The sequence below is a fragment of the Thermotoga caldifontis AZM44c09 genome (assembly GCF_000828655.1).
Taxonomy (GTDB): Bacteria; Thermotogota; Thermotogae; order Thermotogales; family DSM-5069; genus Pseudothermotoga_A; species Pseudothermotoga_A caldifontis.
The window spans coordinates 1101456-1126868 of sequence record NZ_AP014509.1; the positions used below are offsets into that span (position 1 = coordinate 1101456).

The following is a 25413-nucleotide window of genomic DNA, read 5'->3' on the forward strand; positions in this document are numbered from 1 at the left end:
TGGAGGTGAGTAACTGGTGGAAGACCCGTACAGTAGTTTCTTGCAACTGCTCGTAATGATCTTGCTTTTGGCGCTTTCGGCAGTTTTCTCCGCATCGGAAACGGCGCTCACGTCGTTGAGCAGGCTGAAACTGATCAAGAAAAACGAGCAGGAATCGATCCATCGAGTGAACAGAATGCTCACAGCGGTTCTGATCATGAACAATTTCGTGAACCTCATGCTCTCGTCGGTGGCAACGTTGCTCTTCGTGAGACTGTTCAGAAACTTCAACGAGGGACTCGTCGCGGTGATCGGAACGATTTTCGTCACCTTCGTTGTGCTCGTCGTGGGTGAAATATCACCGAAGATTTACGCCAGGGAGTACGCAGAACAGGTTTATCAGCGGGTGGATGCGCTGTTGCGCTTGCTGGATCGGCTTCTGTCTCCTTTGATCAGTCCGTTGCTGCGCATCAGCAACCTTGTGGTCCAACTGATGGGTGGAAAGGCCATGGAGGATGCGCCTTTCATAACGAGCGAGGACATAATCAACGCGGTGAATGTGGGGACAGAGGGTGGTACGATCGGTAAGCAGGAAGGCATGATCGTGGAGCAGACCTTCAAGATGAGCGAGACTGACATAAAGGAGATCATGACACCCAGGGTGGATGTCGTGGCCATAAACGAAAACGCAACGGTAGAGGAATTCTTCAAACTCGTGAACGAGGAAGGTTACTCTCGAATCCCCGTTTTCAGGGAAGACATCGACGACATAGTGGGTATCTGCTACGTCAAGGACGCCGTCACCCTGGTGGAACAGCTGGGCTGGGACGTGGCGAGGAACAAAAAGGTTTCCGAGATCATGAGAGAACCCATTTTCGTTCCCGATACCATGAAAGTCAGCACGCTGTTGAAGATATTCAAGGAGAAAAAGATGCACATGGCGATCGTGGTGGACGAGTTCGGTGGCACCGCTGGTATAGTGACCCTGGAAGACATCCTCGAGGAGCTCGTCGGTGAGATCATGGACGAATACGACTACGACGAGACCAGCAACATCAGGAAGGTTTCGGAAAACAGTTACATGGTGAAGGGTACGACGCCCCTGAACGATATCGAAAGAGAGCTCGACGTTGAGTTCCCGCCCACCGAGCACGAAACACTCGCTGGCTATCTGCTTGAACAGTTCCAGAGGATTCCGAGCGTGGGGGAAGAACTGGATGTGAATGGTTTTCACTTCAAGATCGTTGCGGCAACGAAGAGTAAGATAGACAGAGTCCTGATGACAATAAAAAGGAGAGAAGCGGATGAGCGAAAAGGAACTGATCGAAAAGGCGATTGAAGCCATGCGAAGGGCGTATGCACCCTATTCCAACTTCAAGGTTGGTGCAGCTTTACTGACGAAGTCGGGAAAGGTTTTCGTCGGGTGCAACGTTGAGAACGCGTCCTTTGGACTGTCCGTGTGCGCCGAGAGGGTGGCAATGTTCACCGCGGTGGCCGCCGGTGAAACACAGTTTGAGAAACTCGTTGTCGTTGCGAACGCGAGTTCTCCTGTGAGTCCGTGCGGGGCGTGCAGACAGGTGATGAGCGAGTTTGGAGATTTTGAAGTGATACTGGCGAACACGAACGGTGACACCGTGAAGACGAGAGTTTCGGAACTTCTACCGTACGCGTTCAAACTCAGGGAGGGATGAATTTGAAATCCGGTTTCGTAACAGTCGTCGGAAGGCCGAACGTGGGTAAGTCGAGTCTGATAAACAGTTTCATGGGAAGGAAGGTCCTCATCGTCACAAAAAAGCCACAGACCACACGCAACCGTATACGTTGTGTCTATACAGACGCAGAACATCAGATAATCTTCATCGACACACCGGGCATCCACAAACCTCTGCACAGACTGGGACATTTCATGGTGGAAGCTGCCGTGCAGGCGATGAAAGGGGTAGATCTGATACTCTTCGTCGTGGATGCCACGAAAGGTTTTGGAGAACCTGAAGAGCAAATAATAGGCCTGTTGAGGGCATCCAAGAATAGAAGCTTTCTGGTGATCAACAAGATAGACCTTGCAGAGGACTACGAGCATCTGGCAGAGCTGGGCCGTCAGAAGTACGATTTCGAAAAGACCTTCTTCACCAGCGTCGTTAAGAATGAGGGCGTGCAGGAACTGTTCGAAGCCATAAAGGCCGCCATGCCGGAAGGACCCATGTACTTTCCACCGGACACCGTGACCGATCGTCCGTTGTCTTTCCAGTTCGCCGAGATCATAAGAGAGAAGGTGCTCCTGCTCACCAGAGACGAAGTGCCACACTGCGTTGCGGTGATCGTGGATGAGATAACAGAGCGCGATAACGGAGTGTTGTACGTCGCCGCGACCATCTACGTCGAGAGGGATTCGCAGAAGGGAATACTCATCGGCAAAGATGGCAGGATGATAAAACAGATCGGCACGCTCTCCAGGATCGAAATGGAACAGCTGGTCGGAAAGAAGATCTATCTCGATCTGCACGTGAAGGTCAAGAAGAACTGGAGGGACAAAGATTTCATAATACTGAACGAGGTAGGCATGAAAGACGATCTCCAGTGAGGTGAACGGCTTGCCCACACTTTACGTGAACCTCTCCAAAATCGCCACGAACACGCGTCGTCTGATCGAACTCCTTTCCGGCCAGGGTATAGAGCTCGTGGCCGTCACGAAGGTGACTCTGGGTGATCCGAACATCGCCAGAGTGTTGCGTGAATCGGGCGTTCGAACCATAGCCGATTCGAGGATCCAGAACATCGAACGGATGAAATCCGACGGAATAAATGGACCGTTCATGATGTTGAGGATTCCGCAGGTGAGCGAACTCGGTAGGATTGTCGATCTGTGTGAGTACGTTCTCGTTTCAGAACTGGAAGTGGTGGAGAAGATTGAGCAGCTCTGTCGGGAGAAGAAGCGAAGGGTGAAGCTGATCTACATGGTGGACGTTGGAGATCTGAGAGAAGGTGTATGGTACGAGTACGCGGTGGAAGAGATCGCGCAGGCCGTCAGGATCTGTGACTGGGCCGAGGTTTGTGGTGTCGGGACGAACCTCGGATGTTACGGTGGCGTTTTACCGAGCGAAGAGAACATGCGCACGTTGCTCAGCATAAGAGACCGTGTTGAAAAAATAGTCCGCAGACCCTTACCGATCGTTTCTGGCGGAAACACGTCTGCGCTCAAACTGATAGAAGAAGGAAGACTCCCCGAGGGTGTGAACCAGTTCAGAGTGGGAGAAGCCATATATCTCGGCACGGACGTGACGAACAACAGGGAGATCGAATGGCTGGAGAAGGATGCTTTCATTCTCGAAGCCGAAGTGATCGAAGTGAAGACCAAACCGTCCGTTCCGGTTGGTGAAACAGGGTTCGACGCTTTCGGAAGGCGTCCCGTGTTCGTGGACAGGGGCTGGCGAAAGCGTGCGATCTTAGCGCTCGGAGAGCAGGACACCGTGCCGAATCATCTGAAACCCCTCGATGGGGGAGCCGTCGTGATCCACGCATCGAGCGACCACACGATCTTGGACATCACCGACGTGGAAAGGCCCATCCGTGTCGGCGACACGGTGCGTTTCAGGTTGAGTTATGCGGCCCTCTTGAGGGCGATGAACTGTCCGCATGTGGAGAAAGTCTACGTCTGAAGGGGGAAAGAGTGATGGCGTTCCTGGATGAGAACTATCTCCTCAGCTGTGAGACGGCGAGACAGCTTTATCAACTGGTGAAGGATCTTCCCATCGTCGATGCGCACAACCACAGCGACGCCAGAGAGATCGTCGAGAACAAAGGATGGAACGACATATGGGAAGTCGAAGCCGCCACCGATCACTACGTCTGGGAACTGATGAGGAGGAGAGGGGTCCCGGAAGAAAAGATCACGGGAAAAGCGAGCAACTATGAAAAATGGCTGGCGCTCGCCGAGGTGTTTCCGAAGTTCGTCGGCAATCCGACCTACGAATGGATACACCTGGATTTGAGAAGGCGTTTTTCTATCAACGAAATCATCTCCAAAGAGACGGCGCAGATCATCTGGAACAAGGCGAAGGAAAAGTTGCAGAGCGATGACATGAAGCCTCAGAGACTCTTGAGGGACATGAACGTTGAGATCATGTGCACGACGAACGATCCGGCGGAAGATTTGCGTTATCATGAACTCGCACGCGAGAGGGTCGAAGGTATAAAGATACTGCCAACCTGGAGGCCGGACAGGTTTTGCAAGGTTCATTCACCCGACTTCAAAAAGTTTGTCTCCCAGCTCGAGGAACGCACGAACGTTTCGATCACTGACCTTTCCACTTTCTTGGATGCTCTGAAGAAGACGCACGATCGTTTTGCCGGGCTCGGTTGCGTTTGCAGCGATCATGCACTCCTCGAGCCGATCGTTCACAGGGTCGGCGAGGGTGAGGCATCGAGGATTTTCGAGAAGGCTCTTAAAGAACCTGTGTCCTACGAAGAGCATCTGAAGTTTCAGTCCTACATGATGTACAAGTTCGCCGAGATGAACAGCGAAAAAGACTGGGCCATGCAACTTCACATAGGCGCGATGAGGGATTACAGGATCAAGTTGTTCGAGAGGCTTGGACCCGACAGTGGTGGAGACATCATAGCGGGGTTCGTCGACGTGGCGAGAGGCATGAAGGATTTCTTCAACGATTTCGATGGAAAGATCAGAATCGTTCTGTACTGCATGGACACGAGCTATCTGCCGGTGATGGCCACCATTGCCAGGGCCTTCGAAAACGTCTTCCTCGGCGCACCGTGGTGGTTCAACGACAGTCCCTTCGGCATGAGGTGGCACCTCGAATACATAGCGTCGGTGGACCTTCTGAGCAACTTCGTCGGTATGGTCACCGACTCGAGAAAACTCATGTCCTACGGATCGAGGACCGAGATGTTCAGGAGGGTCCTCTGCGACGTGGTTGGCACGATGGTGGAGCGCGGACAGATTCCCTTGGGTGAGGCCATCGAACTCTGCCGTGAGCTGAGTTATTCGAGGCCGAAGGAATTCTTCTTTGGGAGATGAGCGAATGCAGTTCAGCGAGAAGGACAAGAAAAAAATTGAAGCGAAACTGAACGAGGGTTACAATCTCGTCGAAATCGTGGTGAAGAACAGAAACCGCTTCGCTATATTCGAGAAAAATGAGAACTACATCGCGGTGAAGCTTTCGAAATTACCCAGGCAAGAAGAAAAGTCCGACGAGGAGTAGCCGGTGAGAGAAAGAGTGACCGTTGATTTCCTCATCGTTCCACGTACTCGGAAGGCATACACAGGATCTTTCCGATCCTCAGATCGAACAGCCTGGACGAGTTCGCCGGCTTCAACACCACGGCCGTGTCTAAACCTTTGCTCGAACCGCCGCACGCGACCACCCACTCGTCGCACCTGACAAGCCCAGCGTCGGCGGCCATCAGCGCGATCTCCACACACACCTTGAAACCCTGACCGATCAAACGGAGCGCATCGGCGACGATCTCGGCTGCGTGTACGCCTCCGTACTGTCTTCTGAACGCTCTCTCCACACTCGAAAGCGCGTGCGTTGCAGTGTGTACGGTGTGACCTTCTTCCGTCAGTCGTTTTCTCAATTCCGCAGGAAACTCATCGAAGTTCGGTTCTTTGAAGCCCACGTGGTGTGTCACGACGATGAGCCTGATCCCCTCTGGAACCATTTCCAGGGCTTTCTGGGCGCTGTAACCTCGTGACGACGCTATGAGCAACTTTTTTGAATCCGTCTTCAACGCCTCTTCGATCGCGATTCTCAATGTTGATTCTGTGTTCTCTTCGCCGGCCGTCCTGAACAGCACCATCGTCCTTACCTCCCTGCTATAATAGTACCAAATGCGAACCAACTGGAGGTGGACTCGTTGGAGAAGATAAAGCTGGACGATCTCACCAGGTTCAGGTTCATTTCCAATCTCGCACTCTCTCCAGACGCCACGAAACTCGCCTTCGTCGTCCACGGGATGAACCTTCAGGACAACGGCTACGATTCCTGCATCTGGCTGTACGATGTCGAGTCGAGGAGGCTGTTCCAGCTGGCCTCGTCGAACCGTGACAGCTCTCCCGTCTGGCTGAACGATTCGCAGCTTCTTTTCGTTTCCTGGAGGGACGAGAAAGATCAGAAGAGAAAAGAGAACGGAGAACCACTCACCGTGTTCTACACGATCGACGTGGCGGGTGGAGAAGCGAAACGAGCCTTCGAGTTGCCTTTCTTCATCAAGCAGGTCAAAAAGCTGAACGATGACACGATCATCTTCACCGCTGTGTACGATCACAGGTTGAAAGATTTCTGGCTGCTGTCGAAGGAAGAGAAAGAAAAAGCGTTGAAGGCACTGAAGGACGAAAAAGATTACGAGGTTCTGGACGAGATACCCTTCTGGTCGAACGGCTCTGGTTTCACGAACAAAAGAAGGATCAGGCTCTACAGTTACAATCTCAGAAGCCAGCAGATCGTACCGATCAGCGACGAATTTTCGAACATCGAATACTTCTCTGAAGGCAGGAATGGAAACTTGATCCTTTACATCGCCAACCGTTTCGAGCACGTTATGAGACGAAGCAACGATCTTTACCTTTACGATGCCGAAAAGCACCGTTCGCTCCTGCTCACACACGCCGAAAGGTTCAGATACGTCTTTGCCGAATTCATGAGCGAAAAAATCGTCTTCGCCGGGAGCGACATGGAACGCTACGGCATCAACGAAAATCCAAAGTTCTATATGCTCGATCCTTCCAGCAGAGAGGTACAGTTGCTCACACCGGATTTCGACGCGAGCCTTTACAACAGCGTCAACAGCGATTGCAGGTACGGTTCCAACAGAACCTTCAAGGTGGACGGGGAACGACTCTACTTCGTGAGCACTCGATGGCACGATGCGCAGCTGTACAGGATGGATCCTTCTGGACGGATAGAACAGCTCACCTTCGGCAAGGGTTCCGTCGATGGCTTCGACGTTGTTTGTGGAAAAATTTTCTTCGTCGGGTTGAGGAACATGAAGCTTCAGGAAGTGTATCAGCTCGCGGAAGGTGAAGAGAGGCAGATCAGCGGGTTCAACGAGTGGGTGCAGAGAGAGCGGTTCGTTTCGAAACCTGAAAGGTTCACTTTCAACGCGGACGATGGCACGACGATCGAGGGCTGGGTCATGAAACCTTTCGGCTTCGAGCCCGGGAAGAAATATCCCACGATCTTGCAGATCCACGGAGGACCAAAGACCGTCTATGGGGAAGTGTTCTTCCACGAGATGCAGCTGCTCACGAGCGAGGGGTACGTCGTGCTTTACTGCAATCCCCGTGGGAGCGATGGCAGGGGGAACGATTTTGCGGACATTCGGGGCAAGTACGGAACGATCGACTACGAAGACATCATGCGGTTTGTCGATGAGTCGCTGAAGCGATTCGATTTCATCGACGAAAACCGTCTCGGTGTCACGGGCGGTTCTTACGGTGGCTTCATGACGAACTGGATCATCGGTCACACGGATAGGTTCAAAGCCGCCGTCTCTCAGAGGAGCATCGCGAACTGGATCAGCAAGTTCGGGACCACGAACATAGGTTACTTCTTCGTGGAGGATCAGCATCTGGCAACACCGTGGAGCGATTTCGAAAAACTGTGGTGGCACTCACCCATGAGGTACGCCGACAGGGTGAAGACGCCGACCCTCTTCATCCATTCCGAGGAGGACTACAGATGCTGGCTCGTCGAGGGCATTCAGATGTTCACATCGCTGAAGTACCACGGCGTTGAAACAAAACTCGTGATGTTCAGGGGAGAGAACCACGAACTGAGCAGGAGCGGAAAACCCTTGCACAGACTCAGAAGGCTGAGAGAGATCCTCGACTGGTTCGAAAAGCATTTGAAATGAGGGGCCGAAGGCCCCTCGTTCGTTCACTGGATGTTGATGTCGCCAAGATTGACATCTTTGTCCTTTACAGTCACGGTCAGCGTTGTCGCCGGAGTGAGTTCGAAGATGTACTCAGGATCCTGCGCTGACTGCCAGTTTGTGTATATCTTCAGTTCGTAGTCACTGGGCTGCACCTTGCACAGTTTGAACTCACCGGCCTGCCAGTGGGCCGATGCTTTGTGCGTCAGCGTCACCGCGGTCGGACTCGGCTGACGCGTTTCGAACAGCGCGACCAGTGCGTGAGCAAGGCCTTGATCATTCTGCACGACTCGACCCGTGATGTCGTACAGTTGGCCGTACCGCACGTGGATGACCGGAGTCATGTGGTATTGGACCGGGTTGTTTCCATGCTCTGAACTCGTCGCAGAGCCTGTGACCTTGATCGACCTTGAAAGGTCGAAGTCCAGGACGATGGAAGTGCCCGCCGTCACGTGGAAGCCCTGCAGGTTGTACTTCAACGAACCGGAGCTGATCCGCAGAGGATAGTCGGTCCCGCTCACGGTGATCGTGGCGCTCGAGATCTCGAAACGCAGCTGGCCGTAGGTTCCTTCCGGCACAGACCCGACGTACAGTTCCTGACCGACGAGGTCCAGTAGGTTCACCGTTGTTGCCTCGTCGCTGACGACCACCGTGGCATCTTCGCTGAGCAAAAGTATGCGATCGATCGTCACGAGGATGCGTTCAACATTTTCGATGGGCAAAACCGCGTCGGTGAGGTACACTTTGACGCTCGGCTGTGACCAGCTCAGAAGCGCACACGAGGCGAGCACGAGGGCTATCGTGATACCCACCAGAACGAGCAGCGTCTTTCTCATACCCTCACCTCCACACCCAGTCAGGAAACAGAGCAATTATAAACCTTCCAGCTCTTCTGGATACGGTCTCAGGTATCGCTGGTTCAGCAGGTACTCAACGTTGAATTTCTCTGCGTAGAGCATGAAAGTCCGTCTGACCTTGGTCAGACTCGCCGAACCAGACGAGAAATCGTTCAGAAGTTTCACGAGTTTTCTCTTTTCCTTTTCATCGACTCTGTCTTTGAAGTATCCGTAGATGTGCTGGAGCACGTTGAAATGTTTCCCGCGCGTCGGCTGGACGGACAGGGCCGAACGGAACAGATCTTTGTACTGCGAGAATATTTCTGAGAGTTCCGCACCTTTCAAATTAGAGACCAGCTTTCCGAGCTTTTTCAACAGCGATGGACTGTGCGCCATGAGCAGGTATTTGTACCTCTCGTGGAGTTTCAACAGCTCCGTCTTAGAACCAGTCTCGATGGCTTCTCTGAGTTCTGCGCTGGCGAAGATCCTGCACAAAAAGTGCTCTCTGCGCCAGAAATGTTTCAATCCGGATTCGTCTGTGAACGCAACCTGCGGGAACTTCTCCATCGCCACTTCTGCGAAGATTCCCGAAGTCTTCACCACGGATCTTTTGCTTTCGCAAAGTCTGTATGCGATCGCGTCCCGCAGTGCGCAGGAAGGAGACTTTCCCTTCAGCACGAAACCGTCCACCTTATCCAGCGCGTCGAGGAAATCCACACTGAATTTCAGCAGTGCTTCGGTGAGGTCTCTGTCCGTTTCTTTCTGCACGGCTCTCTTCTTCTCGTCGAAAACGATCACTATGGGATCCCTGGGCACAGGTAAACCGATACCCACTTCGGGACAGACTCTGATCACGTCAACGAGTCGGGCAAGCTTTTCGCAGAATTCGTCTTTGATCCGCTTGCCGTTGTATCTGACCGGTTCAGAAACCAAACACGCGGAGAAGACCACCTTCGGTTTTGAAAATGCTTGAGCCATTCTCTATCCACCCAGCACGCCCTTCACGAAGTTCATCACGATACCGGAAAAGAGTGGCACCGACACGTTGTCGTTGATGGCCAGCGGTAAAGCTTCACAGATCGTGGCTGCGATCGCTCCGGACAACCCGGCCAGAAACGGTACGAGGTTCAGAACGTGGAGCACGTACGCCGTATAGACGCAGAGCACAAAGTGCGCCAGCGTGCCTTCAACCGTCTTGTGAAAGAGTTTCGTCCTGCCGAAGCTCATCCCGACGATCTTCGCTGCCAGATCTCCCAGGATCATGAAGGAACACGCCGCGACGGCAACGTTTTTATCGAAGAAGAGGTAGCTCAGCGTCACACCGAGCAGGAACAGAGTCATCGAGGATAGACGCTTCCTTTCACTCTCTTTGAACATCTTGAATTTGAACCTGTCGTGGAAGAATTCGCCCGTTTTCCTGTGAGAGAGCCTCACCAGATCGAGCATTAGAAAGACTCCGAGCAGGACGACCAAGAGGAGCATGAAAGAGCCTTTCTGCAGCTGCGAACCCAGTAAGAGCAGCAGGAAGGCGGCGGGCCTGATGATCACACGCCACGGCCTTATGTTCTCGTGAAAGACGATCAACTTCCAGTTGATGATGTTATACAAATTGATCGTGAGAAGAACGAAAATCGGAACGACGATGAGATAGGAACGGTCCGGCAACCTGAGCATCACGAGGAACGCGAGTGAGGGGAGCACGAAGAGTCCCACCACATCTCCTTTCCTGGACACCAAGAACAGAACGATCACGAGCAGTACCAGCACGGAAAGATCGGACAACAGTATTTTCAATGGGATCTTCAACCATTCAGTCCAGAGAAAATAGAGCAGTATTCCAACGGTCGTGGCCGCACCGCGGCCGCCTCTGAACTGGAGGTAGAAGGGGAAGATGTGACCTGCGACCGCGCTCATCGCGGAGGTGAAACAGATCGGTTCCGAAAATCCTATAAGAGAGGTCAGCTTGAACGCAAGGATTCCTTTTGAGACATCGTACAGTGCCGTGAACACGGCGGGCCACAGGCCGACGTTCCTGAAGACGTTCGTTGTCCCCGCGTGTTTGGTACCGATCTGACGTATATCGATTCCCATCACGAGCTTCGTTATGAAATACGCAGGTAAAAAACTCCCCAGCAGATAACCCAGCAGGACCGCAACGAGCAACTGCATGAAGGATCTCTCCTGTTAATATTCTAATTCATTAAAAGTCTTCACACACGCATTTAAAGGTCAGCTTATTATAATTCACTTGGAAAACCTTTCGAGGGGGGTGTGTCCTGTGAGGAAGCTCTTCCTGGTGATCCTGCTGACGGTTGTCTTTGGAGTGGTCATGGCCTCGTACGTGAAGAACGTCATCTACTTCATCGGGGACGGCATGGGATTCAACCACGTTTACTTGGCAAGCGTTCTGGAAGGCAGACCGCTCAACATGATGAAGGCCCAGCACGTGGGAATCGTCAAGACCTTCTCTGCGAACACGTGGGTCACCGATTCTGCAGCCGCGGGAACGGCCCTGGCGAGTGGCTTCAAGACCAACAACGGCATGATCGGCATGCTTCCGAACGGTGAAAGCGTGCCGTCAATCGCGGAAGTGCTGAAATCCTACGGAGTGAAGGTCGGTATCGTGGTGACGTGCAGGGTCACCCATGCCACACCGGCGGCGTTCTACGGGCACGTTCCAGACAGGGACATGGAAAACGAGCTCGCTGAGCAGTTGATCGAGAGCGGTTTCGATGTGGTCATGGGCGGAGGCATGAGACATTTCATTCCCGCATCGATGAAAGGCAGCAGCAGGAAAGATGAAAAGGACCTCATAGCGCTGGCGAAAGAACGTGGTTACACGGTCATCACAAAGAAGAGCGAGATGGCGCAGGTCCAGTCTGGAAAACTTCTGGCACTCTTCGCTTCGAGCCATCTGGCTCCGGCGAGTGAGAGGACCGGGGAACAACCGATGCTCTACGAGATGGTGGAGAAGGCGCTCGAACTGCTGTCGAAGGATGGTGAACCCTTCTTCCTGATGGTGGAGGGATCCCAGATCGACTGGGAGGCACACGGAAACGATCCTTACGGAGTGTGGAAAGAAGTCGTCGAATTCGATAGAGCTGTCGGTGTCGCGCTCGAATTCGCGAAGAAAAATCCAGACACACTGATCATCGTCACCGCCGACCACGAGACCGGAGGCCTTTCCACTTCGACGGGAACGTACATGCTCGAGGTTGAAAAGCTCAGGAAATTCAAGGCCAACACGGACTGGTTCCTGGCGAGGTACAACGTTGAAGAGAAAGAAAAGTTCATCGCGGGCGTTAAGGAGTTCTACGACATAGAGATGAGCGAGGAGGAGTACCAGCAGCTTTTGAACATAAAGAGAACGGCGAAAACTCCGTACGATTTGCCCAACGCCTTTGGACGTTATGTAAGCTCGAAAGCGCTGCTGGGCTGGACGACTTTCGATCACACGGGTGATCCGGTCCCGTTGTTCGCCTTCGGACCCGGCGCTGAGCACTTCACCGGTTGGCTGGACAACACAGACGTTCCAAGGATCATCGCCCGGTTGATGGGTTATCCTCTCACGTATCCGATCCAGAAAGAACCCATCGTTACAGGTCCCGTGCTCTACTGAAAGCGTGCCAGAAAATGTCGGGTGGGCTCTTGCCCACCCTTTTGTTAACTCATACAGAAAGAGAGAGCAAGTTGACGATAGAATGTGAAATCAGGCAAGATGAGATTCTCAACGGCAAGAATGGCACACGGTCGTCCTCAGTTGTGATTCCTCCGGCTTGACAGAAGATGTTTCCGTATGGCTAATTTTGGGTGGGATCGTGCCGGTAACGTTACCGGCACAAAACTGAGGGGGGTGTTCTCATGAGGAAGCTACTCGTCCTCGTCCTGTCTGTGATGGTGCTCTTAGTCTTCGCAAAAGAACGCATCGTCATCAACAGCTACATGTCAGACCCGGCTCCGAGGAAGGCGCTGGCAGAACTGGTGGAGATGTTCCAGCAGAAGTATCCCGAATACGAAGTTGTGGTGAACACCTTCGCGCACGAAGACTTCAAAGTCTTGCTGAGAACATGGCTCGCTTCGCCCAAAGGCACGGCGGACGTCGTCACCTGGTTCGCGGGCGAAAGGATGCGTTACTTCGCCGAGATGGGCCTCATCGTCCCGGTAGAGGAAGTCTTCGAAGGGAGCAAATGGGAAGACTACTTCCCCGAAGCGTTCAAGAGCACCTGCTCGTACAAAGACAAGATTTACTTCATTCCACAGAGCTGGTACTGGTGGGGTGTCTACTACAGAAAATCCGTGTTCGAAAAGCTCGGGATCAAGGAACCGAAGACTTGGGATGAATTTCTGCAGGTGTGTGAAACACTGAAGCGAAACGGCATCGTGCCGATCACCATCGGTACCAAGTTCCCGTGGACCGCTGCCGGATGGTTCGACATATTGAACCTCAGGATCAACGGGCTCGATTACCACATCGCACTGACCGCAGGAGAGGTTCCGTACACCGATCCAAAGCTCATGAAGGTGTTCGAATACTGGAGACAGTTCATCGACAGAGGATACCTGCTCCCCAACCACACGGCTTACGAGTGGCAAGAAGCTGCGACTTTCCTGTTCAGGGGTCAGGCTGGCATGTACTACATGGGACAGTTCATCAAGGACGTGGCTCCGGCCGAGGTTAAGGACGATCTCGATTTCTTCAGGTTCCCGATCATCGATCCGAACGTCGCCCTCTACGAAGAAACACCCATCGACGGATTCATGATTCCGGCGAACGCTCCGAACAAGAAGGGTGCCATAGTGTTCTTGAGGTTCATCGCTTCGAAGGAAGCTCAGGAGAAATTCGCGAAGGATCTCGGAAGGCTCGCAGCCAACGTTGAGGTGGCCCCGCCCGACGAACACGCGAGGAAAGGGCTCGACATGATCCTCGCGTCCGCCGGTGTGGCTCAGTTCTACGACAGGGACACCAACCCGGAGATGGCCGAAGTCGGTATGAACGCGTTCATCGAGTTCATGCAGAATCCAAACAGGATAGGTGACATTCTGAAGAGACTGGAAGCCGAGAGAAAGAGGATATACGGTAAGTGAATCCGTCCCACGGGCGCCCCGCCCGTGGGTTTTGGGGTGATCTAATGAAGAAGAGGCTGACACCCTATCTCTTCCTCGCAGGGCCCTTAGCCCTCTATTTCATCTGGGTCATATACCCCATCTTTCGTACCATCGTGGCGAGTTTCACGCGCTGGGACGGTATGACGAAGCCGAGGTTCGTCGGCTGGGAGAACTTCGTCAGGCTCTTCAACGATCGTTACTTCATCCTTTCTCTGCTGAACAACTTCAAATGGATGATCGGTTTCGTCATACTCTCGATCCCACTCGGGCTTCTCTTCGCGATGCTCATGGACCAGAAGTATCCGGGCCACAGGATCTACAAATCTCTCGTATATCTGCCGATGGCGCTGTCGTTCGTCGTGATAGGTCAGATATGGTCCTGGGTGCTCGAACCGGCTGGAGGCATCGTCAACACCTTTTTTCGATGGATCGGGCTGGAAAGTCTGGCGAAACCGTGGTTGAGCGATCCGAAGATAGTCACTTACTCGTTGATCTGGGCCGCACTCTGGAGACAGATCCCCTACGCGATGGTTCTCTTTCTGGCAGGTTTGCAGAGCGTCGATAAGGAACACGTTGAGGCGGCCATAGTCGATGGTGCGAACGCGTTTCAGAGGTTCTGGTACGTGATACTCCCCGAACTGAGACCCGCCATGGTGATAGCCATCACGGTCAACATCATCGATTCGCTCAGGGCGTTCGACATCGTGTTCGTCATGACCAGGGGTGGTCCATACTATTCTTCGAGCGTCATGGCGAACTACATGTACATACAGGCGTTCCACAACTACAGGATGGGTTACGGTGCAGCCATAGCGGTGATACAGTTCCTCATAACTTTCGGTTTCATCCTCGTCTACGTGCTGAACGTGCTCAAGAGGGAGGAAAGGATATGAGAAAGACTCTCAAAGCCGTTTTCTTCTACGTGTTCTGTACGCTCATCGTGGTACTCTGGATGGTCCCGTTGGTGGTGGCGTTCTTCACCGCCTTCAAAACGATGGACGAGATCTTCATGCTCAGAAACTTCTGGGCTCCTCCAAAAACCTGGACTTTCGAGAATTTCAAGATCGCCTGGACTGAAGGCCGCATGGCGCGTTACTTCGTGAACACCGCCATTGTAACTGCAGCTTCTGTCGCTGGCACGCTGTTCCTTTCGAGCCTGAGCGCGTTCGCACTCGCCTGGTACGAGTTCAAACTGCGTTCACTCATTCTGATGATCTTCGTTTCGGGCATGCTGATACCTTTCCAGATGCTGCTCATTCCGGTCTACAGATTTTCCGTCGTGACGGGTCTGTACGACACGTTGATCGGAGTGATACTGTTCCATATTGCCTTTCAGCTGGGTTTTTGCACATTCTTTTTGCGGAACTTCATGGTGACGATACCAACCAGCCTCTTCGATGCCGCGAGGATCGATGGTGCGAGCGCTTTCAGGATATATTCGAAGATCATCATGCCGCTGGTGAAACCTGCCGTTGCTGCCCTCAGCATCCTCGAGTTCACCTGGATATGGAACGATTATCTCTGGTCTCTGATACTGCTCCAGAGTGACGCCAAGAAGACCGTCACGATAGGTCTCACCACCCTGCAGGGCCAATGGATCAGCAGCTGGAACATCATAGCCGCTGGGGCGTTGCTCGCCGCCACAGTTCCTGTTATAGTTTTTCTGATCTTCCAGCGATACTTCATCCAGGGTCTGACTCTGGGTAGCGTTAAAGGATGAGGAGGGGTTGGATGCAGATCTACGGTGCAGACTACTATCCGGAGCACTGGGAGGAATCCGAGTGGGAACGGCACGTGAAGATCATGAAGGAGATCGGTGTCGAATGGGTGCGGGTTGGCGAGTTCGCCTGGTCCGTCGTCGAACCTGAGGAAGGCCGGTACGATTTTTCGAAACTTGAAAGAGCAATGAAGGTTTTGAAAGACAACGGGATCAAGATCATCGTTGGAACGCCGACCGCGGCTCCCCCACTGTGGCTGACGAAGAAGCACCCGGAAGTCCTGCCTGTGGATAAATTCGGTAGGCAGAAAGGTCCAGGAAGCAGGAGACATTACTGTCCCGCGAACGAGACCTACCGCGAGTATTCGAAAAGGATCGTTGAAAAATACGCCGAACATTTCTCCCAGTACGCGGACATGTGGCAGATAGACAACGAGTTCGGTTGCCACGACACGACCCTGTGCTACTGTGAGTCGACGAGGAAGGCGTTCATCGAGTGGTTGAAGAAAAAATACGGTTCCATAGACGAGCTGAACTACCGGTGGGGAAACAAGTTCTGGAGCCAGACGGTAATGGACTGGGACGAGATAGTCCTGCCGGTGAACACCCCTGCGTTCGAAAATCCCCACCTGATGCTCGATTTCTTCAGATTCTCGAGCGATCTGTACATAGACTACATGAACATGCAGAGCGAGATCGTTCGAAGGTACTCGGACAAACCGATCACCCACAACCTCATGGTGGATTTCTTCGACATCGATTACAGAAAACTTTCCGAGCATCTGGATCTCGTCAGCTGGGACAACTACGTTCCGACGAAGGTTTACGAGCCTCTCAGACAGGCGGCGAATCACGACTTGATGAGATCGTTGAAGAAGAAGCCTTTCCTCGTGATGGAACAACAACCGGGAAGGGTCAACTGGAAGATCGTCAACGAACAGTATCCCGATGGGTTCGTGAAGCTCTGGATCAAACAGGCTCACCTGCACGGGGCTCTCGGAGTACTCGTGTTCAGGTTCGACCAGATCCGGTGGGGTGCCGAACAGTACCACGGGGCACTGCTGGACTACGCAGGTAGAAAGACAGATAGGTGTTCAGAATTTGCCCAGGCTAAGATTGAGACCGAAGGCATCGTTGAACCGGAAAGGGAAGTGGCCATTTACTTTTCTTACGAAAACGCATGGATCCACAGGATAAACCATCTGAATCGGAATTTCAACTACTGGGAAGCGATCATGCAGATCTACAGGGCAGTTCGACGGCTCGGCTACAACGTGGACTTCGTGTTCGAAAACGATGACATCGATCCTTACAAGCTGTTGATCGTGCCGTACGCGATGTACCTGCCGGAGAGTTTCATCGAGAAAGTCAAAGCCTTCCGCGGGGATGTTCTGATCACGTGCATGAGTTCCATCAAAGACGAATACAACTGGCTGCGGAAAGAATTTCCACACGGTCTTCAGGAATTTCTTGGCATAGAGATCGTGGACTTCGCCGGTGCCGATCGGCTGGATGTGAACGTTCTTGGATTGAACCTCTGTGGGACTCTGTGGTGTGATAAAATTTCTGTCAAAGATGCGGAAGTCCTGGGGTCTTTCAGGGCAGGCCCGTTCGTCGGTTTACCGTGTGTGACGAAGCATCAGAACGCTTACTATGTGGCGACAGTCTTCGATGAATTTTTCTACACTTTACTGCTCGGAAGAATCCTGCCAGCGAAATTCGTCGGTGATGAGATCGATTCTGTGCAGCTTTCGGACAAGCTGGTTCTTCTGAACGTCAGTGATCGCGAGGGCGTGGTCTGGACGGGTAAAGGAAAAATCAACTTGAAACCGTTCGAAAGGCGGGAGGTTTGAACCTTGGCCAAACGCTTCATCACGATAAGAGATATAGCCGAAGAAGCTGGTGTCTCCGTGAACACGGTTTCAAGGGCTTTGAACAACAAACCCGACGTGAGTGCGGAAACGAGAAGGAAGGTTCTCGAGATCGCGAGGAAACTTGGATACATAAGGAATTCCGATGCCGTACTCTTCAGGAAAGGCACCACAAAAACCATAGGCGTGGTGTTTGAAGACAGTTCCAACCCATTCTATGCGGAAGTGTTCAAAGGAATCGAGACGAGTGCACGCAAGTACGGTTATCAGGTGATACTGATGAACACAGAGAGAGATTACATAAACGAGCTGCAGGCGGTCGAAACGCTCCTGCAAAAGCGTGTCGATGGCATCATCATCTCCCCCACCCAGTTCGACAGCAAGGACATAGAAAAGCTCGTCAAGCTCAACTATCCATTCGTCATCCTTGGAGTGCACTTCGAGGGTGCCAAACTCGATGAAGTCTACTCGAACGATGCCAAGGGTGGTTATCTGGCAACCAGGCACCTGCTGGAAAGAGGCAGAAGAAAGATCCTGATGCTCAACGGTTTCATGTACAAGTCCGTGGCACGCATGAGGTACGAAGGTTACGTGAGGGCCATGTCCGAGTACGGTTTGCAACCCTACATGATGGTCGAGATCGAGGAAGGCTACGAATCTGCCTTCAACAAGATCATGGAACTGAAAGACACCGAATTCGACGCTCTGTTCTGCTTCAACGATGTCTTCGCCATCGCTGCCCTTAAGGCTCTGAGACTGCTCAAAAGGAGGGTGCCCGAAGATGTGGCGGTCGTTGGTTACGACGACATCTCCTACGCCGAGTTCGTTCAGCCCTCACTCACGACGGTTAGAATTGACAAATTCCTTGAGGGTGTCGTGGCCTTCGAAATGCTCTACGAGAGACTTTCGAATCTTCGAACCGATCCAAAACAGGTGGTTCTCGATGTAGAATTGATCGTGAGAGAAAGCACGTGACTAACTCATTTCTCAGCAGAACTACGGGCAAGGAAGAAGTTCATGAGAGATCGACCTGAGGATGCGAGGTGTTCTGAGCTGTGCTTTTCTTTTTGGTCCTGCTGTTCTTTGCGGGTTTCTTTCTTGGACGTTTTTTGAAGACGGACTGGATCAGAAAGTACAGGGTGCTCATCGTTTTGACCTTCCTTCTCCTCTTTGCACTGGGTGTGGAGATAGGTTCGAACGAAGATGTGGTTGTGAAACTTGAGAGTATCCTATCTTCAGCCTTCCTGATTTCCACCTTCGCGGTGCTGGGAAGTTTCGTCTTCGCGGTGATCTTAGAGAAGGTGTTGAGAAAATGATGGCACTCTTTTTGTTGAGTTCCGTGGTGGTCGGCGTGCTGGTGGGGAGGTTCACCGGCTTCAGGCTTCCAGATTGGTCAGTCAACGTGGTTCTCTACGTCATCATCTTCTTAGTGGGCGTGGACCTGAGCAAGGAAAAGCTCCGTTTCGATGTGGCTCTCAAAGTCTTGCTCACCGTTGTCGGAACGGTACTTGGAACTTACTCGGGGGCGCTGATCTTTTCGTTATTTTCTTCCCTGAAAATTTCTGAGATCCTGGCTGTCGCATCTGGGTTCGGTTGGTACAGTCTGTCGGCCGTCATCGTGTCGAACGTTCACAGTGCACAGCTCGGTGCGATCGCGTTCTTTTCCAACGTGTTGAGAGAGCTGTACGCGATAGTTCTGACCCCAGTCCTTTCGAAGTACTCGAGAAACGCCGTGGTTTCGATCGCAGGCGCAACATCGATGGACACACTGCTTGGCCCCATAAGCCACTACACAGACAGAGAAACTTCCTTGCTGGCGTTCGCGCACGGTTTCATCGTGACGATGCTCGTACCTGTCATGGTCAATTTGTTCCTCGTGTTTTCACGCTGAGAAAATAAAAAGCCCCGCGTTCGCGGGGCTTGCGGTTCGGCTCAGTTTCTTGGAAAGACTATGAACTTGATGGCGGTCCTTGTCTCCTTGTCGATCTCGACATCGGTGAAGGCAGGAATGCTTACCAGGTCGATCCCACTCGGTGCCAGGTAGCCCCTTGCGATGGCGATTGCCTTGACTGCCTGGTTCACAGCACCAGCACCGATCGCCTGAAGTTCCGCCCTCCCGTGCTCTCTGATCATACCTGCGAGCGCTCCAGCCACCTTGTTCGGATTCGAGGTTGATGCTACCTTCAGTACTTCCATCACTTCTACCTCCTTTTCAACAACCCATTTAACCAGCGTTGTATTCAGCAATGTTTTTTCACCGAGGGGCGCACTGGCGCGCCTGGCAGGACTTGAACCCGCAACCATCGGATCCGAAGTCCGACGCTCTATCCATTGAGCTACAGGCGCGCTCCTCTGGGGTGACCAGCGGGACTTGAACCCGCGACCACCTGATCCACAGTCAGGCGCTCTACCGTGCTGAGCTATGGTCACCACATCTGGCGCGCCCGGCGGGAGTCGAACCCACAACCCTCGGATTAGAAGTCCGATGCTCTATCCTGTTGAGCTACGGGCGCTGGAGCGGGCGACGGGATTCGAACCCGCAACCCTCGGCTTGGAAGGCCGATGCTCTACCGTTGAGCTACACCCGCCTTTACCACCATGTATTTTACTACGAGATTCAGAAAAATCAAGGTCCTTTGCACAGGTTTCAAAAGCCACACATCGGATGCGTTTCGATCCACCCGCCGGATTGAAGATCTCCGTGTTTCATCACTTCTGTGACCGAGATGTCTTCTATGAAGGTCAGTTCGTCTATAGTTTTTCCAGCCAGAACGCGGCACGCTTCACTCATTGATGGTGGTCCCTGAGCACCGTTTCCCCTTGATCTGTGAAGGTCTCTGATGTATAATAATCGAGGCAACATGTGCGAGCCAGCGTAGCTCAGCAGGCAGAGCGGCGCACTCGTAATGCGCAGGTCGGGGGTTCGAATCCCTTCGCTGGCTCCACTTTTTATTTTGGGTGGTGCGAAGGATTTTCGACCCTCTCGAATTCAAAGTCCTCAGATTCATCCAGACGCACGGTTTGCTTTCCAAAGGTGAGAGTGTCCTCGTAGCGCTGTCTGGTGGGATCGATTCGGTCAGCCTCCTTCATGTGCTTTTGCAGCTCCGCGATACGCTCGATCTACGCGTCTGCGCGGCCCATCTCAACCACATGCTCAGGACTACCGCGGACAGGGACGAAAATTTTGTACGGGAACTCTGTGAGAAATTGGGTGTGGAACTGTACGTCGAAAGGATGGATGTGGCCAGGTTCTGTAAGGAAAACAAACTCGGTATTGAAGAAGGCGCGAGGAAGTTGCGGTACCAGTTCCTCGAGGATGCTAAGGAAAAGCTCAAATGCGATGTGATAGCGCTCGCTCATAATTTGAACGATCTTGTTGAAACCATGCTGCACAGGATCGCGCGTGGTACGGGGCTCCTCGGTCTGGTTGCGATGAAGCCGAAGCTTGGAGACAAGATAAGGCCGTTCATCTACACTCCAAGGTCAGAGATAGAAGAGTATGCGAACAGAAAGAATCTATCCTTCGTTGAGGACGAAACCAATTACGATCTCAGATACACCAGAAACTACATCCGGCACGCGGTGATTCCCACCCTCAAACGGATCAATCCATCGCTTGAAAACGCGTTGTTACAGCTGCACATTTCGAGCTCTCTTTTGGAAGGCCATGTTGAACGTTTGATGCACAGAGAAAGAGTGATCAAACTCGGGCACAGAACCGTATTCTCATCGAAGGGTTTGGACGAATTCGAACTGGTGGAAGTGCTGAGAAGGTGCGTTCAGGAATTCGGTGTTCAGCTCGAATTCAGGCACGTTCAGCAGCTCCTCAAACACGCGAACGATTCTTCCTGGAAGATCAAACTGGCTGAAGGCTTGTGGCTCGAAAAAGGCTTCGACCTTCTGTGCGTGTACAGAGAGCGCAGAGTGGTTGAGCGTCTGAAGATCGAAAAGCCGGGGCTCTACGATTTCAACGGCTGGATCTTCAGTCTCAGCGATCGCGTTGAGAGCGATCAGTACTCGTTCGTTGAACCACCGATCCTTCTGAGAATTAGAAGACCGGGTGATCGGATCGGTTCGAAGAAGTTGAAGGATCTCATGATCGATGCGCGCATCCCGAGTTTTCTGCGTGACGAGATGCCCGTGGTTCAGGAGGGTGATATAATTCTCTGGGTACCGTACGTGTACGGTGGCAAAAAATTGAATGAAAGACTAAAAAACCATGATTTTCTCGTTCTCAATCTGTTGGAAGACCCACTGCGCGCTATACTTGAATTGAGAAAGGAGGAAGGATGACTTGAACGGAAACAAGCCGAATTACATTTCGCTCATCTTCGCAGCACTCATCATACTGTCTATATTCTGGCTCGTCCGTTCGTTCTACAGTCCTTCAACCAGCGCGTCAAAGATGAGTTTCAGCGATTTCATACAGATAGTCGAAACGGATCCAGGTCGCATCGCCGAAGTTGTGGTCAGGGACGATGGAACCATAAGGGTCATTTCGAAACGCGGCGAGTACTACGAAATCTACGCTCCTTGGTTCTCTCAGGATACCCAGACCATAAGAATGTTGAGCGAAAAAGGCATACGCGTGACCGGCGAAAAAGGTCTGAGCAGTTCTTTCTGGATCAACGTCATCGGTAACGTGATCTTCATAGCCTTCCTGCTGTTCATGTTCTTTTTCATGATGAGGACCATCTCCGGTCGCAACAGTCAGGCCTTCACGTTCACACGCAGCAGGGCCCAGATGGTCAGACCGGGTCAGCAACGCGTCACTTTCAACGATGTGGCCGGTGTGGACGAAGCGGTGGAAGAACTGAGAGAAACGGTGCTGTTTTTGAAAGATCCAGGCCGGTTCGCACGCATAGGTGCACGGATGCCGAAAGGGATACTCCTTGTGGGTCCTCCCGGTACCGGCAAAACTCTGCTCGCGAGGGCCGTCGCCGGGGAAGCGAACGTGCCGTTCTTCCACATAAGTGGTTCTGATTTCGTCGAGCTGTTCGTTGGTGTGGGTGCGGCACGCGTCAGGGATCTGTTCGCGCAGGCCAAGGCGAACGCACCCTGTATCGTGTTCATAGACGAGATCGACGCGGTTGGAAGGCACAGGGGAGCAGGACTTGGAGGCGGACACGACGAGCGCGAGCAGACGCTGAACCAGCTTTTAGTGGAGATGGATGGGTTCGATGTCAACCAGGGCATCGTGGTGATGGCGGCAACGAACAGACCCGATATTTTGGATCCTGCGTTGCTCAGGCCTGGCAGGTTCGATAAGAAAGTGGTCCTGGATGTGCCAGATGTGAAAGGGAGAGAGGCGATCCTCAGGATACACACCAGGAACAAACCCATCGCCGAGGACGTGGATCTGAAGGTTCTGGCACAGCGCACCACTGGATTCGTCGGAGCGGACCTGGAGAATCTGGTGAACGAGGCGGCTTTGCTCGCCGCGAGGGCTGGTAGGGACAAAATAACGATGGCCGACTTCGAGGAGGCGATCGACAGGGTCATAGCTGGGCCTGCGAGGAAGTCCCGAGTGATCAGCCCGAGGGAGAAGAGGATCGTGGCCTACCACGAGGTCGGGCACGCCATCGTTTCTACTCTTCTACCGAACGCCGACCCTGTTCACAGAATCTCCATAATACCTCGAGGTTACCGCGCGCTCGGTTACACGCTGCAGTTGCCAGCCGAAGATAGGTACATCGTTACGAAGAACGAACTCCTCGACCAGATAACGGCCCTCCTCGGTGGACGCGCCGCGGAGGAAATCGTCTTCGGTGAGATCTCTACGGGTGCCGCGTCGGACATTGAGAGAGCCACTGAACTTGCGCGAAAGATGGTCTGCCAGCTTGGGATGAGCGAACGGTTGGGACCACTCGTGTGGGGTAAGACTGAGCAGGAGATCTTCCTCGGCAAAGAGCTCACGAGGCTCAGGAACTACAGTGAAGAAGTTGCAAGCGAAATAGACGAAGAAGTCAAACGGATCGTGACCGAATGCTACGAGAGGGCGAAGCGGTTACTGTTGGAACACAGGAGACAGCTCGACGAGCTGGCCGAACTTTTGCTCGAAAGGGAAGTCATAGAAGGTGAAGAACTGAGGAAAGTCTTGAAGAAAGAATTGGGCGGGGAAGTGGTGAACGGTGAAAAACTTGGAACAGTTGCTCGGGACGAACAGAACAGTTGAGCTCACCATAGACGAAGCCCTGGCTTGGCGCGAGGACCGAGAGATGGAATTGCTCGAGCTCGCCAGCACGTCTGGACTCTGCGCCCAGATCTTCCACATCGGCTACGATTTGATACAACCGTTTCTGGATGAGACTGAAGTCTCGGTTGTGATCGAAGCGAACGTCAGGCATCTGGCTCCAGTGAAGGTTGGACAGACCGTCGCGGTGGGAGTAAAAATCATCGGAATAGCTGAGAACAAGATCAAACTCCGTGGGGTCGTGATGAAGGGTGAAACGAAGATTCTCGAGATCGAATTCGTGAGGGCAGTTGTATCGAGGAACTATCTCAGGAGGGCTGCCCTTGAGAAGACCACGTGATTCGAAGGATTTGAAGGAACAGAGCATCGTTGCACACCTCAGAGCCGGTGAGAAATATATTGAAGAGGTCAACATGAAGGGCGACGTGATGGTCGCCCTTATTTATCCAAACACGTACGACCTTGCAGTTTCCAGCCTCGGGTTCAACCTCGCGTGGAAACGCCTCAACCAAGTCAGACGGCTTCGCTGCGAGCGGTTCGTTTACGACGAGAGTTTCGAAAGGTTCTACTCGCTCGACAGTCAAACGCCATTGGACCAGTTCAAGGTCTGGGCATTCTCGCTTCACTTCGAGAACGATGTTCTCAACGTTGTAAAACTCCTCCTGAAGAAAGCTGTACCGCTGAAAAATCTGGATCGATCCGATCTGCATCCCGTTGTTCTGTTTGGAGGAGCACTCACGTACGTCGATTTGCCCCTGATCCGCAAGATCGCCGATGTGATACTCCATGGCGACATCGAACCGATGCTGCCCCACCTCGAAGAAGCGTTCCAGAGCACCGACAGGTCATCACTTCTACACGCCTTCGCGAAACTTCCTTTTGCCAGCGTGCCGGCACTGGGTAAAGGGTACGAGGGAATCTCCCAGTGCCATGGACTCGACCTCCATGTCCCTGTTTCTCCGCTGATCTCTTCACGCGGTGACTTCGCGGGTAGACTTCTGGTTGAGATAGAGAGGGGCTGCATTCACAGATGTGCCTACTGCATGATGGGCAAATTGAAGAAGCCCGCCAGGTTCTTGAGCTTGGAAAAGGTATCTGACGTTTTGCGCAGACACAATTCTGTGGGGCTGATCGCCTCGAACGTGACCGATTATCCCTGGCTGGGAGAACTCATCGATCTGCTCGAACGTTCCAGCGTATCGGTTTCCGTTTCGTCGCTCAGACTGGACCGACTGAGCGAGAGGTTCTTGAATTTTTTGAGAAGGCACCAGAACAGCTTCACCGTCGCTCTGGAAAGTGCGAGTGAGAGGTTGAGGAACGTTCTGAAGAAAGACCTGTCTGATGCACAGATCGAAAAGGCCCTGCTCATGGCAAGGAAGGCTGGTTTCGAAGAGATCAAGGTCTATTTCATGTTCGGTTTCGACGAGGAAACCGACCACGATCTGAGAGCGATCGGCGATGTGGCCAGACACATTCTTGAACTTGGATTCAGAACGGTCAAGTTCTCAATAAATCCGTTCGTACCCAAACGCGGCACCGAGATGGGGGAACGCCAGATGCAGGATGAAAGAACTTTGAAAGAAAAGATGAAGATCATCTCCTCATCGTTACCCAAAGACGTGAAAGCCACGTTCGAGAGTCTGAAGCAGAGCAAGATCCAGTACATCATAAACAGCATGGGTGAAGACTGCGCCGAGGAGTTCTTAACACGCGTTCAGCAGTTCAGCGAGGGCAAAATCGACAAAATCGTGTTCGAAGTGGCAACTTTTTGAATTTGTTCAGGCGTATAATCCAATGTGAAAACCGATTCACCAGACAGGG

25 protein-coding genes and 5 tRNA genes are annotated in these 25413 nt (G+C 52.7%); 20 read left to right on the top strand and 10 right to left on the bottom strand.

Annotation, left to right across the window (positions count from 1 at the left end):
• Positions 1-16 precede the first annotated feature (16 nt).
• The 6 genes from TSP01S_RS05530 to TSP01S_RS05555 are packed head-to-tail and all read left to right on the top strand — an operon-like array spanning position 17 to position 5198.
• Positions 17-1318: a hemolysin family protein gene (locus TSP01S_RS05530; protein WP_041077153.1), complete on the top strand. Its 1302-nt coding sequence runs from the start codon at positions 17-19 to the stop codon at positions 1316-1318.
• Positions 1284-1670 (top strand): cytidine deaminase, encoded by a 387-nt coding sequence (locus TSP01S_RS05535; RefSeq protein WP_041077154.1) that lies wholly within the window; start codon positions 1284-1286, stop codon positions 1668-1670. Before TSP01S_RS05530 ends, TSP01S_RS05535 begins: the two co-directional genes overlap by 35 nt.
• 2 nt (positions 1671-1672) lie before the next feature.
• Positions 1673-2560, top strand: a complete 888-nt coding sequence (gene era / locus TSP01S_RS05540; RefSeq protein ID WP_144380638.1) for a GTPase Era — start codon at positions 1673-1675, stop codon at positions 2558-2560.
• Positions 2561-2570: 10 nt separating this feature from the next.
• A complete protein-coding gene (locus tag TSP01S_RS05545) occupies positions 2571-3635 on the top strand; it encodes an alanine/ornithine racemase family PLP-dependent enzyme (RefSeq protein ID WP_041077156.1) in 1065 nt (354 codons plus the stop codon).
• Between the two features lie 14 nt (positions 3636-3649).
• Entirely contained in the window at positions 3650-5014 is a 1365-nt protein-coding gene (gene uxaC / locus TSP01S_RS05550) for a glucuronate isomerase (RefSeq protein ID WP_041078499.1), read from the top strand.
• 4 nt (positions 5015-5018) lie between these two features.
• On the top strand, positions 5019-5198 hold the full coding sequence (locus tag TSP01S_RS05555) for a hypothetical protein (protein WP_041077157.1): 180 nt from the start codon (positions 5019-5021) through the stop codon (positions 5196-5198).
• 31 nt (positions 5199-5229) lie between these two features.
• Here TSP01S_RS05555 and TSP01S_RS05560 read toward each other — a convergent pair whose 3' ends face one another.
• Positions 5230-5796 (bottom strand): pyruvate kinase alpha/beta domain-containing protein, encoded by a 567-nt coding sequence (locus TSP01S_RS05560; RefSeq protein ID WP_041077158.1) that lies wholly within the window; start codon positions 5794-5796, stop codon positions 5230-5232.
• Between the two features lie 48 nt (positions 5797-5844).
• Between TSP01S_RS05560 and TSP01S_RS05565 the strand changes: the two genes are divergently transcribed.
• Positions 5845-7851: a S9 family peptidase gene (locus tag TSP01S_RS05565; RefSeq protein ID WP_331708037.1), complete on the top strand. Its 2007-nt coding sequence runs from the start codon at positions 5845-5847 to the stop codon at positions 7849-7851.
• Between the two features lie 23 nt (positions 7852-7874).
• Here the strand turns inward: TSP01S_RS05565 and TSP01S_RS05570 are convergent, their stop codons facing one another.
• Genes TSP01S_RS05570 through TSP01S_RS10070 form a run of 3 tightly spaced genes read right to left on the bottom strand, consistent with a single transcriptional unit; the run spans position 7875 to position 10874 of the window.
• The gene (locus tag TSP01S_RS05570; protein ID WP_041077160.1) at positions 7875-8705 is read right to left on the bottom strand and encodes a DUF4382 domain-containing protein; all 831 of its coding nucleotides are present in this window, start codon (positions 8703-8705) and stop codon (positions 7875-7877) included.
• A 36-nt stretch (positions 8706-8741) separates the two neighbouring features.
• Positions 8742-9683, bottom strand: coding sequence for a YbgA family protein (locus TSP01S_RS05575; protein WP_041077161.1), 942 nt, complete (start codon positions 9681-9683; stop codon positions 8742-8744).
• Between the two features lie 3 nt (positions 9684-9686).
• Positions 9687-10874: a glycerol-3-phosphate acyltransferase gene (locus tag TSP01S_RS10070; RefSeq protein WP_052463516.1), complete on the bottom strand. Its 1188-nt coding sequence runs from the start codon at positions 10872-10874 to the stop codon at positions 9687-9689.
• A 109-nt stretch (positions 10875-10983) separates the two neighbouring features.
• Here TSP01S_RS10070 and TSP01S_RS05585 point away from each other — a divergent pair, with 109 nt between their 5' ends.
• From TSP01S_RS05585 to TSP01S_RS05620, 8 genes are all read left to right on the top strand, one after another.
• Complete coding sequence (locus tag TSP01S_RS05585; RefSeq protein WP_041077162.1) at positions 10984-12324, top strand: alkaline phosphatase; 1341 nt, start codon at positions 10984-10986, stop codon at positions 12322-12324.
• A 242-nt stretch (positions 12325-12566) separates the two neighbouring features.
• On the top strand, positions 12567-13790 hold the full coding sequence (locus TSP01S_RS05590; RefSeq protein ID WP_041077163.1) for an ABC transporter substrate-binding protein: 1224 nt from the start codon (positions 12567-12569) through the stop codon (positions 13788-13790).
• Positions 13791-13834: 44 nt separating this feature from the next.
• A complete protein-coding gene (locus TSP01S_RS05595; RefSeq protein ID WP_041077164.1) occupies positions 13835-14704 on the top strand; it encodes a carbohydrate ABC transporter permease in 870 nt (289 codons plus the stop codon).
• A complete protein-coding gene (locus tag TSP01S_RS05600; RefSeq protein WP_041077165.1) occupies positions 14701-15531 on the top strand; it encodes a carbohydrate ABC transporter permease in 831 nt (276 codons plus the stop codon). Before TSP01S_RS05595 ends, TSP01S_RS05600 begins: the two co-directional genes overlap by 4 nt.
• Before the next feature lie 11 nt (positions 15532-15542).
• Positions 15543-17381, top strand: coding sequence for a beta-galactosidase (locus tag TSP01S_RS05605; protein ID WP_052463517.1), 1839 nt, complete (start codon positions 15543-15545; stop codon positions 17379-17381).
• Between the two features lie 3 nt (positions 17382-17384).
• The gene (locus tag TSP01S_RS05610; RefSeq protein ID WP_041077166.1) at positions 17385-18374 is read left to right on the top strand and encodes a LacI family DNA-binding transcriptional regulator; all 990 of its coding nucleotides are present in this window, start codon (positions 17385-17387) and stop codon (positions 18372-18374) included.
• An 80-nt stretch (positions 18375-18454) separates the two neighbouring features.
• The gene (locus TSP01S_RS05615; protein WP_041077167.1) at positions 18455-18715 is read left to right on the top strand and encodes a LysO family transporter; all 261 of its coding nucleotides are present in this window, start codon (positions 18455-18457) and stop codon (positions 18713-18715) included.
• Positions 18712-19290 (top strand): lysine exporter LysO family protein, encoded by a 579-nt coding sequence (locus TSP01S_RS05620; protein WP_041077168.1) that lies wholly within the window; start codon positions 18712-18714, stop codon positions 19288-19290. Before TSP01S_RS05615 ends, TSP01S_RS05620 begins: the two co-directional genes overlap by 4 nt.
• Positions 19291-19331: 41 nt before the next feature.
• On the opposite strand, the gene TSP01S_RS05625 is transcribed toward TSP01S_RS05620, so the two are convergent.
• From TSP01S_RS05625 to TSP01S_RS10300, 6 genes are all read right to left on the bottom strand, one after another.
• Positions 19332-19595 (bottom strand): stage V sporulation protein S, encoded by a 264-nt coding sequence (locus TSP01S_RS05625; protein ID WP_041078505.1) that lies wholly within the window; start codon positions 19593-19595, stop codon positions 19332-19334.
• Positions 19596-19669: 74 nt separating this feature from the next.
• Positions 19670-19745 (bottom strand) — tRNA-Arg (locus tag TSP01S_RS05630).
• A 7-nt stretch (positions 19746-19752) separates the two neighbouring features.
• Positions 19753-19829 (bottom strand) — tRNA-His (locus tag TSP01S_RS05635).
• Positions 19830-19835: 6 nt separating this feature from the next.
• Positions 19836-19912: transfer RNA gene (locus TSP01S_RS05640), tRNA-Arg, on the bottom strand.
• Positions 19913-19987, bottom strand: a tRNA-Gly gene (locus tag TSP01S_RS05645).
• Positions 19988-20046: 59 nt separating this feature from the next.
• Positions 20047-20190, bottom strand: coding sequence for a hypothetical protein (locus tag TSP01S_RS10300; RefSeq protein WP_171816805.1), 144 nt, complete (start codon positions 20188-20190; stop codon positions 20047-20049).
• Between the two features lie 78 nt (positions 20191-20268).
• On the opposite strand from TSP01S_RS10300, the gene TSP01S_RS05650 reads away from it, so the two are divergent.
• The 5 genes from TSP01S_RS05650 to TSP01S_RS05670 all read left to right on the top strand — a co-directional run bounded on the left by TSP01S_RS05650 (position 20269) and on the right by TSP01S_RS05670 (position 25364).
• Positions 20269-20344: transfer RNA gene (locus TSP01S_RS05650), tRNA-Thr, on the top strand.
• A gap of 16 nt (positions 20345-20360) precedes the next feature.
• Positions 20361-21692, top strand: coding sequence for a tRNA lysidine(34) synthetase TilS (tilS, locus tag TSP01S_RS05655; protein WP_231848525.1), 1332 nt, complete (start codon positions 20361-20363; stop codon positions 21690-21692).
• 1 nt (position 21693) lies between these two features.
• The gene (gene ftsH / locus TSP01S_RS05660; RefSeq protein WP_041077169.1) at positions 21694-23574 is read left to right on the top strand and encodes an ATP-dependent zinc metalloprotease FtsH; all 1881 of its coding nucleotides are present in this window, start codon (positions 21694-21696) and stop codon (positions 23572-23574) included.
• Positions 23531-23932, top strand: coding sequence for a thioesterase family protein (locus tag TSP01S_RS05665; protein ID WP_041077170.1), 402 nt, complete (start codon positions 23531-23533; stop codon positions 23930-23932). Before ftsH ends, TSP01S_RS05665 begins: the two co-directional genes overlap by 44 nt.
• Positions 23916-25364, top strand: a complete 1449-nt coding sequence (locus TSP01S_RS05670; RefSeq protein WP_041077171.1) for a B12-binding domain-containing radical SAM protein — start codon at positions 23916-23918, stop codon at positions 25362-25364. The genes TSP01S_RS05665 and TSP01S_RS05670 overlap by 17 nt, the downstream gene beginning before the upstream one ends.
• Positions 25365-25413: the final 49 nt, after the last annotated feature.

What these genes read in the sequence shown, in the direction of transcription:
- TSP01S_RS05575 (WP_041077161.1), bottom strand. Translation starts at nt 9,683, where the DNA reads ATGGCTCAAGCATTTTCAAAACCGAAGGTGGTCTTCTCCGCGTGTTTG.
- uxaC (WP_041078499.1), top strand. Translation starts at nt 3,650, where the DNA reads ATGGCGTTCCTGGATGAGAACTATCTCCTCAGCTGTGAGACGGCGAGA.
- TSP01S_RS10300 (WP_171816805.1), bottom strand. Translation starts at nt 20,190, where the DNA reads ATGAGTGAAGCGTGCCGCGTTCTGGCTGGAAAAACTATAGACGAACTG.
- TSP01S_RS05590 (WP_041077163.1), top strand. Translation starts at nt 12,567, where the DNA reads ATGAGGAAGCTACTCGTCCTCGTCCTGTCTGTGATGGTGCTCTTAGTC.
- TSP01S_RS05535 (WP_041077154.1), top strand. Translation starts at nt 1,284, where the DNA reads ATGAGCGAAAAGGAACTGATCGAAAAGGCGATTGAAGCCATGCGAAGG.
- TSP01S_RS05595 (WP_041077164.1), top strand. Translation starts at nt 13,835, where the DNA reads ATGAAGAAGAGGCTGACACCCTATCTCTTCCTCGCAGGGCCCTTAGCC.
- TSP01S_RS05570 (WP_041077160.1), bottom strand. Translation starts at nt 8,705, where the DNA reads ATGAGAAAGACGCTGCTCGTTCTGGTGGGTATCACGATAGCCCTCGTG.
- TSP01S_RS05605 (WP_052463517.1), top strand. Translation starts at nt 15,543, where the DNA reads ATGCAGATCTACGGTGCAGACTACTATCCGGAGCACTGGGAGGAATCC.
- TSP01S_RS05620 (WP_041077168.1), top strand. Translation starts at nt 18,712, where the DNA reads ATGATGGCACTCTTTTTGTTGAGTTCCGTGGTGGTCGGCGTGCTGGTG.
- TSP01S_RS10070 (WP_052463516.1), bottom strand. Translation starts at nt 10,874, where the DNA reads ATGCAGTTGCTCGTTGCGGTCCTGCTGGGTTATCTGCTGGGGAGTTTT.
- TSP01S_RS05600 (WP_041077165.1), top strand. Translation starts at nt 14,701, where the DNA reads ATGAGAAAGACTCTCAAAGCCGTTTTCTTCTACGTGTTCTGTACGCTC.
- TSP01S_RS05555 (WP_041077157.1), top strand. Translation starts at nt 5,019, where the DNA reads ATGCAGTTCAGCGAGAAGGACAAGAAAAAAATTGAAGCGAAACTGAAC.
- TSP01S_RS05560 (WP_041077158.1), bottom strand. Translation starts at nt 5,796, where the DNA reads ATGGTGCTGTTCAGGACGGCCGGCGAAGAGAACACAGAATCAACATTG.
- TSP01S_RS05625 (WP_041078505.1), bottom strand. Translation starts at nt 19,595, where the DNA reads ATGGAAGTACTGAAGGTAGCATCAACCTCGAATCCGAACAAGGTGGCT.